The sequence below is a fragment of the Dysosmobacter sp. Marseille-Q4140 genome, assembly GCA_018228705.1.
Lineage (GTDB): Bacteria > Bacillota > Clostridia > Oscillospirales > Oscillospiraceae > Oscillibacter.
Map to the genome: position 1 here is coordinate 1,841,646 of CP073694.1, position 15,815 is coordinate 1,857,460.

Genomic DNA, 15,815 nt, shown 5'->3' on the forward strand with positions numbered 1-15,815 from the left:
CATTTTAACACGGTTTTTCCCAAAAGAAAAGGCGATTCGAAGGCCCCGGCACTCTGCCCGCCCCGGCTGCGGCACCCGCTTCCTCTTTTGGCTGATTTTCACAAAATTTTGTGTATTCCTGCCAGTTTAAACGATTTTTCTTAGCTTATTTATGTATTGTATTTTTTTTATCATTCTTCTATAATATAAGAGTTCAATCAATTAATCGTTTACGTAAAGACGGGCGATCAGTGCACTGCCCTGGAGGCAGAGACAAAACGGAGGTAACAAGGGATTATGAGCAAAAAGTACGTGTACCTGTTCAGCGAAGGCAATGCCAACATGCGCGAGCTGCTGGGCGGCAAGGGCGCCAACCTGGCTGAGATGACCAACATCGGCCTGCCCGTGCCCCAGGGCTTCACCATCACCACCGAGGCCTGCACGCAGTACTACGAGGACGGCCGCAAGATCAGCCCCGAGATCCAGGCTGAGATCATGGAGTACATCACCAAGATGGAGGGCATCACCGGCAAGAAGTTCGGCGATCTGGAGAACCCCCTGCTGGTCTCCGTCCGCTCCGGCGCCCGTGCCTCCATGCCCGGCATGATGGACACCATCCTGAACCTGGGCCTCAACGAGGACGTGGTGGAGGTCATGGCCAAGAAGTCCGGCAACCCCCGCTGGGCCTGGGACTGCTATCGCCGCTTCATCCAGATGTACTCCGACGTGGTCATGGAAGTGGGCAAGAAGTACTTTGAGCAGCTCATTGACCAGATGAAGGAAGCCCGCGGCGTCACCCAGGACGTGGAGCTGACCGCCGAGGATCTGAAGGAGCTGGCCGGCCAGTTCAAGGCCGAGTACAAGTCCAAGATCGGCACCGACTTCCCCACCGATCCCAAGGAGCAGCTGATGGGCGCCGTTCAGGCCGTGTTCCGCTCCTGGGATAACCCCCGCGCCAACGTCTATCGCCGCGACAACGACATTCCCTACTCCTGGGGCACCGCCGTCAACGTCCAGTCCATGGCCTTCGGCAACATGGGCGACGACTGCGGCACCGGCGTGGCCTTCACCCGCAACCCCGCCACCGGCGAGAAGAAGCTCTTCGGCGAGTTTTTGACCAACGCCCAGGGCGAGGACGTGGTGGCCGGCGTCCGGACCCCCATGCCCATCAGCCAGATGGCCGAGAAGTTCCCCGAGGCCTTTGCCCAGTTCCAGAACGTCTGCCAGCTGCTGGAGAACCACTATCACGACATGCAGGACATGGAGTTCACCGTGGAGAACGGCAAGCTCTACATGCTGCAGACCCGCAACGGCAAGCGCACCCCCGCCGCCGCTCTGAAGATCGCCTGCGATCTGGTGGACGAGGGTCAGATCTCTGAGAAGCAGGCCGTGGCCATGATCGATCCCCGGTCCCTGGACACCCTGCTGCACCCCCAGTTCGACGCCGAGGTCCTGAAGAAGACCCCCGTCATCGGCAGCGCCCTGGCCGCCTCTCCCGGAGCCGCCTGCGGCAAGATCGTCTTTACCGCTGACGACGCCAAGGCCTGGGCCGAGCGGGGCGAGAAGGTGGTCCTGGTCCGCCTGGAGACCTCTCCCGAGGACATCGAGGGCATGAAGGCCGCTCAGGGCATCCTGACCGTCCGCGGCGGCATGACCTCTCACGCCGCCGTGGTGGCCCGCGGTATGGGCACCTGCTGCGTGTCCGGCTGCGGCGCCATCAAGATGGACGAGGAGAACAAGTGCTTCGAGCTGGGCGGCAAGGTCTTCCACGAGGGCGACTGGCTGAGCCTGGACGGCTCCACCGGCAAGATCTACGACGGCGCCATCCCCACCGTGGACGCCTCCATCGGCGGCGAGTTCGGCCGGGTCATGGGCTGGGCCGACAAGTATCGCCGCCTGAAGGTCCGCACCAACGCCGACACTCCCCACGACGCCGCTCAGGCCCGCACCTTCGGCGCCGAGGGCATCGGCCTGTGCCGCACCGAGCATATGTTCTTCGACGAGGACCGCATCCCCGCCATCCGTGAGATGATCTGCTCCGACACCGTGGAGCAGCGCGAGAAGGCCCTGGCCAAGCTGGAGCCCATGCAGCAGGGCGACTTCGAGGGCATCTACGAGGCCATGGAGGGCCTGCCCGTCACCATCCGCTTCCTGGATCCCCCCCTGCACGAGTTCGTTCCCACCGAGGAGGCCGACATCGAGAAGCTGGCCGCCGACATGGGCAAGACCGTGACCGAGATCAAGGCCATCATCGCCGGCCTCCACGAGTTCAACCCCATGATGGGTCACCGCGGCTGCCGTCTGGCCGTCACCTATCCCGAGATCGCCGCTATGCAGACCCGCGCCGTCATCAAGGCCGCACTGAACGTCCAGGCCAAGCATCCTGACTGGAACATGGTCCCCGAGATCATGATCCCCCTGGTGGGCGAGGTCAAGGAGCTCAAGTACGTCAAGAGCGTGGTGGTGGAGACCGCCGACAAGCTCATCAAGGAGGCCGGCTCCGACATGAAGTACCTGGTGGGTACCATGATCGAGATCCCCCGCGCCGCCCTGACCGCCGACGAAATCGCCAAGCAGGCCGACTTCTTCTCCTTCGGCACCAACGACCTGACCCAGATGACCTTCGGCTTCAGCCGCGACGACGCCGGCAAGTTCCTGGACGCCTACTACGACCGCAAGATCTACGAGAACGATCCCTTCGCCAAGCTGGATCAGACCGGCGTGGGCCGTCTGGTGGACATGGCCTGCAAGCTGGGCCGCAAGACCAACCCGGATCTGCACCTGGGTATCTGCGGCGAGCACGGCGGCGACCCCTCCAGCGTGGAGTTCTGCCACCGCACCGGCCTGGACTACGTGTCCTGCTCTCCCTTCCGGGTGCCCATCGCCCGCCTCGCCGCCGCGCAGGCTGCCATCAAGGACGCCCAGTAATCCCGGTTCTATCCGCAATCAAACAGGAGCCTGCCATTCGGGGCAGGCTCCTGTTCCTATTTGTCCCGGACTCAGTCCAGAAAGTATCCCAGGGAAGAAAATACACCGGTCAGCCCCTGCGGATCCAGCACCTCGATCCGCCGGTAATTCTGGGAGATGATCCCCTCCTTTCGGAGCTTTCCCAGGATTCTGCTGACGGAGACCCGGCTGACGCCGGTGATGGCTGCAATCTGCTCGTGGGTATACCCGATCACGGGACCGGTGCTGTCGCAGCAGGCGTAGAGAAAATAGGCCACCCGCTTGTCGGCATCCTGAAAATGGGAGCAGCAGATATAATCGGACAGCAGGGCGATCCGCTGTACGTAATGGGCGATCAGATCCTGCAAGGGCAGATCCTGTTCCTTCCACAGCCGGAGAAACCGTTCCGGAGGCAGAATATAGACCTCAGACCGGGAAATCGTCGCCACGCTGACCATGACATGAGGGCTCATCATCAGCGCCTCATTTCCGATCAGGCTGTCCGGTCCCAGGTAAAACAGGGAGATCTCATCCCCCGAGGGACTGAGGCAGAAGGTGCGGACCTTTCCTTTGGTCAGAAAAAACACCCGGTCCGCCCGGTTTCCCTTTTCCACCAGCAGCTCTCTGGGCCCCATACTTCGCTTGACACCGTGTTGTACGAAAAGGTCCCTTACCCGGGACGTAATCAGGCGTCTTTTCTGCACAAAAATTCATCCCTTCCTGCCAGCGATCCTCGCATTATTGCCAAAAACCTTACCAGATTTTTGGCTGGAAAGCAAGTGGAAATTGTATCATTTGTTACAATCTGCCGGATTTCTTTCCTCTACCATGAAAAGAAAGCGGGCGGCACGCTCCGCGATTTTCGTATTTTAAATATCGGGAAAGGGGGAAACCCACATGAAAGAGACCATGTGCGGTATTGTCAAGGCGCTGAACGGCCCGGGAGGGCTGGTCTATCGCACGGACCTGCCGGTCCCCCAGATCGGCGACGACGAGGTCCTCATCAAGATCCACTGCACTGCCATCTGCGGCACGGATCTCCATATCATGGAGTGGGACGACTGGTCCCAGAAGCGCATCAAGGCTCCGGTGACCCTGGGCCATGAGACCGCCGGCGACATCGTGGCCGTGGGCAGCGCCGTCAAGGACCGCAAGGTGGGCGACCGTGTCTCCTGCGAGTCCCACATCCCCTGCGGAACCTGCTATTTCTGCCAGCATGACATGCCCCACATCTGCAAGAACGTGGAGCTGTTTGGCTGCACCCAGAACGGCGCCTATGCTGAATACGCCAAGATCCGCGCCGACTGCACCTTCCTGCTGGACGACAGCATCTCCTATGAGGCCGCCTGCATGTTCGAGCCCATGGGCGCCGGCATCCACGGTGTGGAAGCGGCTCAGGTGGAGGGCAAGGTGGTCCTGGTCAGCGGATGCGGCCCCATCGGTCTGACCGCCATCAGCGGCTGCAAGACCTTCGGTGCCACCAAGGTCATCGCCTGCGACCTGATCGACGAAAAGCTGGAGATCGCCAGGGAGATGGGCGCCGACGAGGTATTCAACAGCGGCAAGTGCGATCTGGTGGCCGAGGTCAAGAAGCTCACCGGCGGCGCCGGCGCGGATGCGGCCATCGACATCACCGGCGCGGCCGCCGCCATCAACACCGACCTCAAATGCCTCCGGGCCGCCGGACGCATGGTCTGCGTGGGCCTGCCCACCAAGCCGGTGACCCTGGTGGACATGGCCGACGACCTGATCTACCGGGAGATCGAGCTGACCGGCGTCTCCGGACGGAAGATCTGGGAGACCTGGGAGGACTTCGCCAAGGTCATGAAGAGCCCCTACTACAAGATGGACCGGGTCATCGGCGGCCGCTTCCCCATGAAGGAGTTCCAGACCGCCATCGATCAGATCCAAAGCGGCGTCCCCGGCAAGATGATCCTGTACCCCTGAGCATCTGCACAGGCGGAAGATGACCAAGAGAAAAAGGAGGCATTTCCATGCGAACGGTCCCCATCAAAAACTTTCTGGATAAATTCCCCGGCGGCATCATTATCATCCCCCTGCTGATCGGCTGCCTGCTGAATACCTTCTGCCCGGCAGTGCTGCAGATCGGCAGCTTCACCACAGGACTGGCCACCGGCACCTCCAGCCTCATGGGCGCGCTGTTCATCTGCCTGGGCGCCCAGCTGAATGTCAAGTGCGCGCCCCAGGCCCTCAAAACCGGCTTCACCCTGCTGATCGCCAAGCTGCTGGCCGGCGTGCTGATCGGCCTGCTGGCAGCCAAGCTCTTCAATGACAGTCTGCTGGGCCTGAGCATGCTGGCCATCGTGGCCGCCGTCTCCAACTCCAACGGCGCCATGTACGCCACCCTCACCGGCCAGTACGGCACCGCCAGCGACCAGGGCGCCACCGCCATCATCTCCTTCAACGACGGCCCCTTCCTGACCATGATCGTCATGGGCGCCGCCGGCGCGGCCTCCATTCCCTACATGAGCCTGGTTGCCGCCCTGGCCCCCCTGGTGCTGGGTATCATCCTGGGCAATCTGGATCCCAAGATGCGCGCCTGCCTGACCAACGGCATGGAGACCGTCATCCTGGTGCTGGCCTTTGCCGTGGGCTGCACTCTGAGCCTGCGCCAGGTGGTGGAGGGCGGTCTGTCCGGCATCCTGCTGGGCTTCCTGGCCCTGATCCCCGCCGGGTTCATCTGCATCGCGGCCGACCGGCTCACCGGCGGCAGCGGCATTGCCGGCGCGGCCATCTCCAGTGTGGCAGCCAACGCCATCGCCACGCCCGCCGCTCTGGCGGAGGTGGACCCGGCCCTGTCCGGCATTGCAGGCGTGGCGGCGGCCCAGATCGCGGCGGCCTCCATCGTCACCTGCCTGCTGACCCCCTTCCTGGCCGCCTGGGTCGCCAAGCAGAATGCCAAGCGGGCCCTGGCCAAAAAAGGCTGATGCACGCAATCCCTTTCCCTTCAGCGGACGCGCAGCGGGACCTTCGCTGCGCGTCCGCCCCCTTTATCGGGCGGCCGGAGAGCCGCTTTTCGCCGGGGCACTCCCCAAGAAGCCCCCGGATCTCCGCTCCGGATGCGCAGGCACGCCGGCAAAATGCGCCGCGGCCATCCCCAAAGCAAAAGGGACCGCCTCTTAAAAAGAGGCGGTCCCTTGTCATTTTTTTGCTTGAGCGGTCAGACATCATCCCGGATGCCCATGCGCAGATAAAAGCGGTGCATAAACCCGAAGGTGAATCCGCCGGGCAGCATTCCGTTGACGAACAGTGCCGCCACCACGCCCACGCCGGTATCCAGAATACGGTTGAGCGCGTAGGAGACATAGCTGTCGATGGGGGTGTTGAACAGGATGATGCAAAGCACCACGCCGCCCGGCTGGACGCCGCCTACCCAGATCATCTGACAGGCCAAAATCAAAATGACCACGCCCACAAAGGTCAGAGGAATCAAAAACCAGCGGCTGCCGCCATTGGGAAAGATCGCGGCGTAAATGGCAAAGAGGCCCATGCCGATGAAGCCGCCCACCAGGGTGCCGAAAAAGCGGTTGCCGCCGTGGAGCTTGCTGGTGCCGTAGTCACTGCCCATGCCGAAGATGGCACCAATGCAGGCGAAGGCCGGACTGCGGTCCAGAAAGTAATATACCAGGGCGCACAGCGTGGCTGCCAGAGCTGTTTTGATGTTTCGCAGCCCCACGCTGGGGAAATGGTACGGGCGTTTGAACAGCATGGGATCCCTCCCGGAAAATATTGGAACACAGCGCCTCTATTGTAGCATGTTCTCTGCATATTTCAAGGGGATTCCGCAAATTTATTCTTTTTTTGTATAAATTTCCGGTTTACGCCGCATCCACCGCGCACATCAGCGCAAAGGCCGCCAGCTGGAACAGCGCCGCCGCCAGCACCGCCTGCTGCGGAAAGAGCGGCGCCATCCGACAGCCCAGGGCCGCCCCCAGCAAAAAACAGAGGATGACCCCGAAGTAGCATCCGCTCCGCCGCAGCAGAGCCGGGTCGTGGTTCACAGCACCGTGGTACAGCGCCTCGGTGCCGCTGCGCAGGTTGCCGGTGCACATGGTGGATGCAAAGGGATAGCCCCGGACCTTTCGGAAGGCCTCCACCTGCAGCGCGCAGACAAAGGACACGGTCACGTTCACCACGCCGTTCCAGGGGCCCACAGGAATCAGGGCCGCGGCGCCCAGGGCCAGGATCTCCACGCCCAGCACCCAGTGACGCCAGTGAAACCTGCCCTGGCCCCGGTAGCGGGTACGCACGCCCTCTGTCACCAGCACACCCAGGGCGAAGGCCAGAATGGGGGCAAGGTAGGCCGCCGCCTCCTGCCAGCGGCCCTCCGCCGCCCGCAGAGCCAGCAGCACCATGTTGCCGGTCTGGGCATTGGCGAACACGCCGCCGCGGCAGAGGTAGGTGTAAGCGTCCAGAAAGCCGCCGGCCAGCGCCAGCAGCGCCGCCACGGCAAAGGTGTCCGAGGGCTGACGCATGGTTTTTTCCATAGGGAACCTCCTTCTTCCGCACACGGGCCGGCGCCCCTTGCGGGGCGCCGGCCCAGCCCATCAGTTAAATCTGATGGGCTGGGCAAGTTTTCGGACCTTTTGAAAGGCCCGAAAACTTCGGATTGAAAGCGAAAGACACCCCTCCTGGGTTATCTTCGCGCCAAGAGCCGTCGCTTTCAGCGGCGGTTGCGCTTCGAAACGCGCCTGCGGGCGCAGTCTTTCGCAGCTATCTTCCTTCCCGTTGTCAAACACAGATCTTCTCTTTTCCGCACACGGGCCGGCGCCCCTTGCGGGGCGCCGGCCTCCGGTCGGTCCTGTCAGTATTCGGCCTCACCGGTGTAGACCAGCTTGGCGTCGCCGGTGAGGGTCACATGCTCATCGGTGTAGTGGACGATCAGGTCGCCGCCCCGGACACGGACGGTGACGTCGCTGTCCTTGGCGCAGAGGTTGTTGGCCGTGGCCGCCACCACCGCCGCGCAGGCGCCGGTGCCGCAGGCCAGGGTCTCGCCGCTGCCCCGCTCCCAGACCCGCATCTTGATGGTGCTGGGGTTCACCACCCGGATGAACTCCGTGTTGATCCGGTCGGGGAAATAGGGGGCGTGCTCGAACTGCGGGCCCACGTGCTCCACGTCCACGCCGTCCACCCGGGGGCAGAACACCACGCAGTGGGGGTTGCCCATGTCCACGCAGGTAATGGAGTACTTCTCCCCGCCGATGGAGACGGGATAGTCCACGATCTTCTTCTCCGGCAGGTTCAGGTGCAGCGCCGTGGTGTCCAATGTGGCGTAGCCCATGTCCACGCAGGCGGAGGTGACCTTGCCGTCGGCGGTGTAGACCTCCACGGACTTGACGCCGGTGTCGGTCTCGATGGTCATGGCCTCCTTGCGGACGAACCCGAAGTCATAGAGGTACTTGGCCATGCAGCGCAGGGCGTTGCCGGCCATGGCACCCACGGAGCCGTCGGCGTTGAACATCCGCATCCGGGCGTCGGCCTTCCGGGAGTGCTCCATGAGGATGATGCCGTCGGCGCCGATGCCGTAGTGCCGGTCGCAGAAGGTGACGCAGAGGGACTCGGGGCAGGTGATGTCCCCGTCGAAGTTCTCCAGGAAGATGTAGTCGTTGCCGCAGGTCTGCATCTTGGCGAAGCGCAGCTTCCGCCGCTCCGTCCGCAGGTGGCAGATGTCGATGAGCTCCGTGTTGGTCTGGTTGTAGCGGCTCTGGAGGATGTCCGTCAGGGCGCCCGCCGTGTCCAGGCTGGTCAGGCACGGGATGCCCAGCTGGACGCAGCGGTGGTTCAGGCGGATGAAGTCCCGGATGTAGCTGGGCTCCGTGGAACCGGTGAGGATCACATAGTCGATCTTCCCGTCCTCCAGCAGCTGGAACACCCGGTTGTCCTGGCCCAGCTTGCCCACCACCTCCACGTCGGTGCCCAGGCGGGAGATCTCAAAGGCGGTGCGCTCGGTGGCATAGAGCTTGTAGCCCATCTCGTCCAGCTTCCGGGCGATGCCCACGATCTCCGGCTGGTCCCGGCGGTTGACGGAGATCAGCACGCCGCCCCGGGTCTCCTTCTCCACCTTGTAGCCGGCGGAGACCAGGCCCTTGAACAATGCCTCCTGCATGTTCTTGCCCAGGCCCAGCACCTCGCCGGTGGACTTCATCTCCGGGGAGAGGGAGGCGTTGGCGTCGGTGATCTTCTCAAAGGAGAACACGGGCACCTTGACCGCCACATACGGCGGCTGGCGGTAGAGGCCGGTGCCGTAGCCCAGGGACCTGAGGCTCTGGCCCACCATGACCCGGGTGGCCAGGTCCACCATGGGCACGCCGGTGACCTTGGAGATATAGGGCACGGTGCGGCTGGCCCGGGGGTTGACCTCGATGACGTACAGCTCGCCCTGGTAGATCAGGTACTGGATGTTGATGAGGCCCCGGGTGCCCAGGGAGAGGGCCAGCTTCTCGGAGCAGTCGATGATGACCTTCAGCATCTTGTCGCCGATGGAGAAGGGCGGGTACACGGCGATGGAGTCGCCGGAGTGGACGCCGGTGCGCTCGATGTGCTGCATGACGCCGGGGATCAGCACGTCGGTGCCGTCGGAGATCACGTCCACCTCCAGCTCCTTGCCCATCAGGTACTGGTCCACCAGCACGGGGTTTTCGATCTTCCCGGAGAGAATGACCTCCATGTAGGTGCGCACGTCCTCGTCGTTGTGGGCGATGACCATGTTCTGGCCGCCGATGACGTAAGAGGGCCGCAGCAGCACGGGGTAGCCCAGCTCATGGGCCGCCGCCAGAGCCTCGTCCATGCCCAGGACGCCCCGGCCCTGGGGCCGCTTGATGGAAAAGCGCTCCAGCAGGGCGTCGAACCGCTCCCGGTCCTCCGCCATGTCGATGGACTCGGCGGAGGTGCCCATGATGCGCACGCCGTGGCTGTCCAGATACTTTGTCAGCTTGATGGCCGTCTGGCCGCCGAAGGCCACCACCACGCCGATGGGCTGCTCCACGGCGATGATGTGCATGACGTCCTCCGGGCAGAGGGGCTCGAAGTACAGCCGGTCGGCGGTATCGTAGTCGGTGGAGACGGTCTCGGGGTTGTTGTTGACGATGACCACGTCGTAGCCCAGCTCCTTCAGCGTCCACACGCAGTGGACGGAGGAGTAGTCGAACTCGATGCCCTGGCCGATGCGAATGGGACCGGAGCCCAGCACCATGATGACCGGCCGACCGGACCGTGGGAAGGTCCGGGACTCGCAGAAGCGGTCGTAGGAGGAATAGAAGTAGGGGGTCTCGGCGTCGAACTCGGCACCGCAGGTGTCCACCATCTTGTAAACGGCGTCCCGGTGGGCGGGGAGCTTCCCGCCGGAGAGGCGGGCAAGGGCCTCGTCGGTGTAGCCCAGGCGCTTGCCGGTCTCGTACTGCACCTCCGTCAGATCCCCGGAGAGGGTCGCCTCAAAGTCCGCCAGATGCTTGATCTTGGAGAGGAACCAGGGGTCGATCTTCGTGATGGCGTGGATCTCCTCCACACTGACGCCGGACTTGAGGGCCTCGAACACGGTGAAGAGCCGGTGGTCGTCCACCCGCTCCAGACGCTCCCGGATGGGAGCGCCATCGTCGGCCTTGCGGTTTAGGGTGTCCATGCCGATCTCGGCGCCCCGGACGGCCTTCATCAACGCCATCTCGAAGCCGGGGGCGATGGCCATGACCTCGCCGGTGGCCTTCATCTGGGTGCCCAGGGTGCGGCTGGCGTCGGCAAACTTGTCGAAGGGCCACTTGGGCATCTTCACCACGATATAGTCCAGGGTGGGCTCGAAGCAGGCGCAGGTCTTGCCGGTGATGTCGTTTTTGATCTCGTCCAGGGTGTAGCCCAGGGCGATCTTGGTGGTGATCTTGGCGATGGGGTAGCCGGTGGCCTTGGAGGCCAGGGCCGAGGACCGGCTGACCCGGGGGTTGACCTCGATGACGGCGTACTCGAAGCTGTCGGGGTTCAATGCCAGCTGCACGTTGCACCCGCCCACGATCCCCAGGTGGGTGATGATGTCCAGGGAGGCCTTGCGCAGCATCTGGAACTCCTTGTCCGCCAGGGTCTGGGTGGGAGCCACCACGATGGAGTCGCCGGTGTGGACGCCCACCGGGTCCAGGTTCTCCATGGAGCACACGGCGATCACGTTGCCCACGCCGTCCCGCATGGTCTCAAACTCGATCTCCTTCCAGCCGAAGATGGCCTTCTCCACCAGCACCTGGGTGATGGGGGAGGCGTCCAGGCCGGTGCCGGCGATGATGCGCAGCTCGTCGGCGTTGTTGGCCGCGCCGCCGCCGGCGCCGCCCAGGGTGAAGGCGGGCCGCACGATGACGGGATAGCCGATGCGCTCCGCCACTTCCAATGCGCCCTCCACGGTCTCGGCGATGTCCGAGGCGATGACCGGCTGGTTGATCTCCGCCATGGCCTCCTTAAAGAGCTCCCGGTCCTCCGCCCGGGAGATGGCGGCGGCGTCGGTGCCCAGGAGCCTGACGCCCTGGGCCTCCAGAAAGCCCTCCTTGTCCAGCTGCATGGCCAGCGTCAGTCCCGTCTGGCCGCCCAGGCCCGCCAGGATGGAGTCGGGCTTCTCCTTCTTGATGATGCGCTTGACGGTCTCCACCGTCAGAGGCTCCAAATAGATCTCGTCCGCCATGGCCTGGTCGGTCATGATGGTGGCGGGGTTGGAGTTGCACAGGACCACCTCCACCCCGGCGTCCTTGAGGATGCGGCAGGCCTGGGCGCCGGCGTAGTCGAACTCCGCCGCCTGGCCGATGACGATGGGACCGGAGCCGATCACCAGGACCTTTTTGATGCGCTTATCCAGGGGCATTACCGGTCACCTCCCTTCATCATCTCCACAAACCGGTCAAAGAGAAAGCTGGTATCCTTGGGGCCCGTGCAGGCCTCCGGGTGGAACTGGACCGTAAAGGCGTTCAGCTCCGGGTAGTCGATGCCCTCGCAGGTGCCGTCGTTGGCGTTGGCGAAGCGGACCCTGCCCACCTTCACGCTGTCGGAGTCCACGGCGTAGCCGTGGTTCTGGCTGGTGATGTAGGTCCGCGTCCCCGCCAGATCCCGGACCGGCTGGTTGACCCCCCGGTGGCCGTATTTGAGCTTGTAGGTGGTCCCGCCCAGGGCCAGGGCCGTCAGCTGGTGCCCAAGGCAGATACCGAACACCGGGACCTTGCCCAGGAGCTTTTTGATCTGGTCGATCTGATAGGTGTTCTCCGCCGGGTCCCCGGGGCCGTTGGAGAGCATCACCCCGTCGGGCCCGGCCGCCAGGATCTCCTCCGCCGAGGCGGTGGCGGGCACCACCGTCACGGCGCAGCCCCGCCTCTGGAGCTCCCGGGCGATGTTGCGCTTGGCGCCGTAGTCGATGAGGCTGACGCGGAATTTCGCCTCCCCCTCCGCCGGCAGCTCTGCCGCCGCGCCGCAGGTGACGGCCTCCACCACGCCGGTGACGGCGTAGGTCTTGACCGGCGTGAGGTCCGCCGGGACCTCGTCGCAGATCGCGGCGTTCATGACGCCGTGCTCCCGGATGATCCTCGTCAGCTGCCGGGTGTCCACGCCCCAGAGGCCCGGGACCCCCTGCTCCTTCAGGTACGTGTCCAGATCGCAGTCGCACCGGAAGTTGGACGGCGCCTCGCACCACTCCCGTACCACGTAGCCCTTGACGCAGCACGCGCCCTCAAAGTCCTCCCGGATGATGCCGTAGTTGCCCATCAGGGGATAAGTCTGCAAAACGATCTGCCCCGCGTAGCTGGGGTCCGTCAGTGTCTCGATGTAGCCGCACATGCCGGTGGTGAACACCAGCTCGCCCACGGTGTCCCCGGGGGCACCGAACCGGTAGCCCTCAAACACCTGGCCGTCCTGCAGCACCAGATAGCCTGTTTTCATAGCGTCCTCCCGCCCCGGACCGCAGTCCGTCAATTTTCTTGTATTCTTAGTTATTATGCGAGATTTTGCCGCAACAGTCAATCGTTTCCGCCCCAGCCGGAAGTAGACTTTACCGGCAAAATAGGTATTACTTTTTGTGCATTTTTATACAAAGCCCTTTCAGTCCCACCCGTTCCCCCATTGCAAGGCGGCGCTTCTTCCCCTATAATGGAGGCACGAACAAGGAGGGATCGCCGTGGCCAAGCTGCTGGACAAGTTCACAAAGCCCTTTGCCGACAGCCGCATCCCCTTTCTGCTGGCAGAGGTCATCACCAACGGCGCCGGAGAGATGGTGGACGTGGTGTGCCGCTTTTCCAACGAGGCGGCGGCCTCGGCGCTGAACCTGCCGGTGGAGGAGCTGCGGGGCAGACGGTTCACCCGGACCTTTCCCGCCCAGCGGCTCAGCGGCCTGGCCGCCCTGGGGACCGTGGCCTTCTCCGGCTCCTGCGCCACCTTCTCCTACACCACCCTGCTGGGCCAGACCCTGCGGGTCACCTGCTTCCAGCCCATGTACGGCCTGGTCAGCTGCATCCTGGACACGCCGGGTCCCTCTTTGCAAACCGGTCAGCTGCTGGGCGAGCACATGCCCCTGGCGGCGGCGGTGGTGGAGCTGACCAGGACCGGCGTGCGGTGCCTGTCCTTCAACCAGCGGCTGTGCCAGTGGACCGGCCTGGACCGCAAGACCCTGCTGGACCGCCACGCCGAGGACCTTGCCTCCCTGGTGGAGCCGGAGGACTGGCCGGAGCTGCTGCAATCCCTGCTGGACGCCGCCCGGGAGAAACGCCCGGCGGACCGGGACGTCCGCCTGCTGCGGCGGGACGCGGAACCCCTGTGGGTCAATCTGCGGGCAGAGCCCCTGGCCACCCCCTCCGGCGTGCCCGCTTTTTACACGGTGCTCTCGGACATCGACGCCCAGCGCCGTCAGCGGCTGCGGATGGAGGCCCGCCTGCGCCAGGCGGAGACGGACCGGTCGCTGATGGAGGAGCTGCTGGACCACCTGCCCGGCGGCTGCTGCCTGCTGCGGCGGGACCAGGACGGGCGGCTGGAGGCTCTCCAGGCCAACCGGGGGCTCCAGGACCTTCTGGGCTATTCGGAGTCAGAGCTGCTGCGCCGCCTGACAGTCGACCCTCTCTGGCGAATCAGCGCCGCCGGAAAGGACGCCCTACTGGAGCAGGCCGCCCTGGCCCGGAGCCAGGGAACGCCGCTGCGGCGGCTGGTCCAGGTCCGCCCCAAGAGCGGCGGGAACCGCTGGCTGTCGGTGGAGGCCCTGTGGCGGCCCCAGTCCGACGGCAGCCATCTGATCTGCGCCTTCTGCACCGATGCCACGGAGGCCACGGAGACCGCCGCTCAGCAGCAGTTCCGCTCCCAGCTGTGCGAATTGCTGCTGGACCGGTCCCGGGTGCTGATCATGGACTACGACCCGGCCCAGGACCTGGCCCGGATCGAGCGGTACACCGCTGCCGGCGCCAAAGTCTCCAGAACGGTATCCGGGTATTTGGCCGGACTGCCCGACGCCGCCTCCATCCACCCCGATGACCGGAAAAAGCTGGCCGCCGCCATGCGCCGGGCCCTGTCCCGCTCCGCGCCGGAGACCCTGGAATACCGGGGCGATTACGACGGCTGTGGCTGGCGGTGGCACCGGATCTCCTGGAGCTGCCTGCTGGACCACGCCGGCAGCGTCAGCCGCCTGCTGGGCAAGGTGGAGAATGTGGACCGCTCCAAGGCCGCGGCGCTCCGCTACCGCCGTCTGACGGCCCGGCAGAAAAAGCTGGCCCCCGGGGTCCTGGCCACCATGCGGCTAGACCTGACCGCCGACCGCATCCTGGACGTCAAGGCCGCCAGCCGCCATCTGACCCAGGCCCTCTTCGGCAACACCGCCGACGCCTGCCTGCGCCATCTGCGGGACAACGTGCCCGAGGAAGCCGCCCTAGGCCGGTTCGACGTGCTGTTTCGCCGGGAGCCGCTGCTGGAGGCCTTCCGCCAGGGGGTCGACCGGCAGGAACTGGCGCACCCTCTCCGCTCTTCCGAGAGCACCGTCTCCTGGGCCAGGACCACTGTGGAGCTGACGGAGGAGCCGGACTCCGGCCACACCGCCGCCTTCTGCACCGTGACCGACGAAACGGACCGGCACCGCCGGGACGCCGTTCTGGAGGTCCTGGCCCGGCGGGACTATGAGATCCTTCTGACGGTGGATGCCGCCTCCGGCCTCTGCCGGGCCTACGGCCGCTTTCAGGATACCATTCCCCCCGGCACGTCCTTCCGGCCTCTGCTGGCCCGGTATCTCCAGACAGAGGTCCCCTCCTCCCGGCAGCGCACCGCCCTGCGGGCGGCGCTGCGGATGGAGACCGTGACGGAGCAGCTGGCTCACGCCCCGGTGTATGAATTTTCCGCCCCCCTGCTGGAGGGCCCTCCCCTGCTGCTGCGCTGGTCGTGGCTGGACCAGCCCGGCGGCGTGCTGCTGCTGACGGGCCAGCGGACACCCCTGGCCCCTGCGGAGGGATTCCTGTGATCCGCCCCTTTCAGCCCGGGGACCTGCCGCAGGTGCTGGACATCTGGCTCCAGGGCAATCTGGACGCCCATTCCTTCATCTCACCGGATTACTGGCGGTCCAATCTGCCCCTGGCCGCCCGGCAGATCCCCCTGGCGTCGGTATGGGTCTTTGCAGAGGACAATGTCGTGACCGGCTTTGCAGGGCTCGTGGAAGGCGAGATTGCCGGGCTGTTCGTCCGGCGCGGCGCCCGCTCCCGGGGAGTCGGCGGGGAATTGATCCGCGCGGTCCAGAGCCTGGGCCTGCCCCTGCGGCTGTGTGTTTATGAAAAGAACACCGCCGCCCGCCGCTTCTACCTCCGCCAGGGCTTCGTTTTCCGGCACAGGCAGATCGACCCGGCCACCGGCGAGGCGGAGCTGGTGCTGACCTGGGCGCCTCCCATATAAAACTC

The 15,815-nt window shown here is 64.6% G+C and carries 10 protein-coding genes; 5 read left to right on the forward strand and 5 right to left on the reverse strand.

The annotated features are described in order from the left end of the window. Window positions 1-276: 276 nt before the first annotated feature. On the forward strand, window positions 277-2,907 hold the full coding sequence (gene ppdK / locus KFE19_09280) for a pyruvate, phosphate dikinase (protein ID QUO36626.1): 2,631 nt from the start codon (window positions 277-279) through the stop codon (window positions 2,905-2,907). A 71-nt stretch (window positions 2,908-2,978) separates the two neighbouring features. On the opposite strand, the gene KFE19_09285 is transcribed toward ppdK, so the two are convergent. After that, a complete protein-coding gene (locus KFE19_09285; GenBank protein ID QUO36627.1) occupies window positions 2,979-3,560 on the reverse strand; it encodes a Crp/Fnr family transcriptional regulator in 582 nt (193 codons plus the stop codon). Between the two features lie 262 nt (window positions 3,561-3,822). On the opposite strand from KFE19_09285, the gene KFE19_09290 reads away from it, so the two are divergent. Then, window positions 3,823-4,872: an alcohol dehydrogenase catalytic domain-containing protein gene (locus tag KFE19_09290; GenBank protein ID QUO36628.1), complete on the forward strand. Its 1,050-nt coding sequence runs from the start codon at window positions 3,823-3,825 to the stop codon at window positions 4,870-4,872. Window positions 4,873-4,919: 47 nt separating this feature from the next. After that, complete coding sequence (locus tag KFE19_09295) at window positions 4,920-5,873, forward strand: 2-keto-3-deoxygluconate permease (GenBank protein ID QUO36629.1); 954 nt, start codon at window positions 4,920-4,922, stop codon at window positions 5,871-5,873. Between the two features lie 233 nt (window positions 5,874-6,106). Here KFE19_09295 and KFE19_09300 read toward each other — a convergent pair whose 3' ends face one another. The 4 genes from KFE19_09300 to KFE19_09315 all read right to left on the reverse strand — a co-directional run bounded on the left by KFE19_09300 (window position 6,107) and on the right by KFE19_09315 (window position 12,837). Next, on the reverse strand, window positions 6,107-6,655 hold the full coding sequence (locus KFE19_09300; protein ID QUO36630.1) for an FUSC family protein: 549 nt from the start codon (window positions 6,653-6,655) through the stop codon (window positions 6,107-6,109). A gap of 109 nt (window positions 6,656-6,764) precedes the next feature. Next, window positions 6,765-7,433, reverse strand: coding sequence for a DUF1275 domain-containing protein (locus tag KFE19_09305; protein QUO36631.1), 669 nt, complete (start codon window positions 7,431-7,433; stop codon window positions 6,765-6,767). Window positions 7,434-7,750: 317 nt separating this feature from the next. Continuing rightward, a complete protein-coding gene (gene carB, locus KFE19_09310; GenBank protein ID QUO36632.1) occupies window positions 7,751-11,773 on the reverse strand; it encodes a carbamoyl-phosphate synthase large subunit in 4,023 nt (1,340 codons plus the stop codon). Continuing rightward, on the reverse strand, window positions 11,773-12,837 hold the full coding sequence (locus tag KFE19_09315; protein QUO36633.1) for a carbamoyl phosphate synthase small subunit: 1,065 nt from the start codon (window positions 12,835-12,837) through the stop codon (window positions 11,773-11,775). Before KFE19_09315 ends, carB begins: the two co-directional genes overlap by 1 nt. 235 nt (window positions 12,838-13,072) lie before the next feature. Between KFE19_09315 and KFE19_09320 the strand changes: the two genes are divergently transcribed. After that, complete coding sequence (locus KFE19_09320; protein QUO36634.1) at window positions 13,073-15,385, forward strand: PAS domain-containing protein; 2,313 nt, start codon at window positions 13,073-13,075, stop codon at window positions 15,383-15,385. After that, window positions 15,382-15,810: a GNAT family N-acetyltransferase gene (locus KFE19_09325; GenBank protein QUO36635.1), complete on the forward strand. Its 429-nt coding sequence runs from the start codon at window positions 15,382-15,384 to the stop codon at window positions 15,808-15,810. The genes KFE19_09320 and KFE19_09325 overlap by 4 nt, the downstream gene beginning before the upstream one ends. Window positions 15,811-15,815 lie beyond the last annotated feature (5 nt).

Bases quoted from the DNA above. Each gene is read 5' to 3' on its own strand.
- ppdK (QUO36626.1), top strand. From the start codon at position 277: ATGAGCAAAAAGTACGTGTACCTGTTCAGCGAAGGCAATGCCAACATG.
- KFE19_09285 (QUO36627.1), bottom strand. From the start codon at position 3,560: ATGGGGCCCAGAGAGCTGCTGGTGGAAAAGGGAAACCGGGCGGACCGG.
- KFE19_09290 (QUO36628.1), top strand. From the start codon at position 3,823: ATGAAAGAGACCATGTGCGGTATTGTCAAGGCGCTGAACGGCCCGGGA.
- KFE19_09295 (QUO36629.1), top strand. From the start codon at position 4,920: ATGCGAACGGTCCCCATCAAAAACTTTCTGGATAAATTCCCCGGCGGC.
- KFE19_09300 (QUO36630.1), bottom strand. From the start codon at position 6,655: ATGCTGTTCAAACGCCCGTACCATTTCCCCAGCGTGGGGCTGCGAAAC.
- KFE19_09305 (QUO36631.1), bottom strand. From the start codon at position 7,433: ATGGAAAAAACCATGCGTCAGCCCTCGGACACCTTTGCCGTGGCGGCG.
- carB (QUO36632.1), bottom strand. From the start codon at position 11,773: ATGCCCCTGGATAAGCGCATCAAAAAGGTCCTGGTGATCGGCTCCGGT.
- KFE19_09315 (QUO36633.1), bottom strand. From the start codon at position 12,837: ATGAAAACAGGCTATCTGGTGCTGCAGGACGGCCAGGTGTTTGAGGGC.